General features: G+C 65.9%; 1 protein-coding gene. It reads right to left on the bottom strand.

Annotation, left to right across the window (positions count from 1 at the left end; translation table 11 throughout):
- Positions 1 to 101: 101 nt before the first annotated feature.
- The gene (locus F8C90_RS10725; RefSeq protein ID WP_158050492.1) at positions 102 to 1,382 is read right to left on the bottom strand and encodes an IS256 family transposase; all 1,281 of its coding nucleotides are present in this window, start codon (positions 1,380 to 1,382) and stop codon (positions 102 to 104) included.
- Between the last annotated feature and the right edge of the window lie 120 nt (positions 1,383 to 1,502).

Genomic DNA, 1,502 nt, shown 5'->3' with positions numbered 1-1,502 from the left:
GGTAGTGTCCCGAATGTTGGTGTAGAGCTCGGTTCTCGAGGGTAGCCGCAGGCTGCCCGAGGAGCCGAGAATCACCTAGAATGCCGTCATTCTAGCGCATGCTACGCCGCCTTCCTGCCGGGAATCGGGTTGTCGGCCACCACGAGCGCAATTATCCTGGCCGCATGCTCGGCGGCGGTGCCCTCGTAGGCGGGCGCGGGCGCGTTCACCTTGGCGCCCTCCACGGCCCTGCCGATGGAGTCGTCGTTGAACCAGCGGCGGCCCGCCCAGTCCTCGTCCATCTCGGAGAACACCGCTCCCATCATCCTGATGAGCGACTTCCTGCTCGGGAACACCTGGACGACGCGGCTGCGGCGCTTGAGCTCGCGGTTGGCGCGCTCCTGAACGTTGTTGGTGCGCAGCCTGACGTGGTGCTCGTAGGGGAAGTCGAGGTACGCCAGCGCGTCGGCCTCGGCCTCCTCGAGCACCTCGGCCGCCTTGGGGCAGAACCCCTCGATCTGCTCGATGGCGAGCTGGTAGAGCTCGCGCACGAGCTCGGGGTCGCGCTCGGCGAACACGGCCTTCAGGATGCCGAGCACGGCGCCCCTCTTCTGCCTGGTCGGCGCGTTGCCGGCGGCGTTGCGCATCAGGTGCACGATGCATCTCTGCCAGGCGGCGCCGGGGAAGACCTCCTGGATCGCGCGCTTGAGGCCCTCGTGCGCATCGCTGGTGACGCAGATGACGCCATCGACCCCGCGCGCCCGCAGCGAGAGGAGGAACGCCCTCCAGCCGTCGTAGGACTCTGTGTCGATGGCGTCGAGGCCGAGCAGGCGCCTGTAGCCGCCCGAGCCGGCGCCGATGGCGGTTACGAGCGCGGTGGACTGCACGCGGCCGGCGTCCCTGCACTTGATGTAGGTGGCGTCGAGCCAGATGTAGGGGTAGCTGACGTCTGACAGGTCGCGTTCCCGCAGGTCGGCGACCGACTCGTCCAGCGACGAGCATATCCTCGACACCTGGCTGGCGCTCATGCGGTCTATGCCCATGGACTGCGCCACGCGCTTCACCTTCCTGGTGGACACGCCGTTTGTCACCATCTCGGAGACCGCGGCGATGACCGCGCGGTCCACGCGCGAGTACCGCTCGATGAGGTCCTCGGGAAAGTAGCTGCCGGCGCGCAGCTTCGGGATTCTGAGGTTGATGGTGCCCACGCTGGTGACGAGCCTGCGCTCGCGGTAGCCGTTGCGCTGGTTGCCGCTCTCGCACGCCTCGTCGGCCTGGGCGTCCATGATCTCGTTGACGAGCGACTCGGCCATCACCCTGATCAGCTCCGTCATGTTCACCATGCCGTCGTCGAATCTCGGCACCAGGGCGCCGTCGCCCGCAATCTCGTGTATCTTATCCATATGCGGTTATTGCCTTTCCACGAATCCTAACTTCAGCAATTAAGATTCTAGGCGATAACCGCTTCCTGCTTTCTACGGACAGGGAAGCGGCCCCTTACACCAACATTCGGCACGCGATCC

The organism is Ellagibacter isourolithinifaciens, from assembly GCF_008831035.1.
Lineage (GTDB): Bacteria > Actinomycetota > Coriobacteriia > Coriobacteriales > Eggerthellaceae > Ellagibacter > Ellagibacter isourolithinifaciens.
Note: the sequence above shows the minus strand (reverse complement) of the source record. Positions and strands in the feature narration are given on the sequence as shown.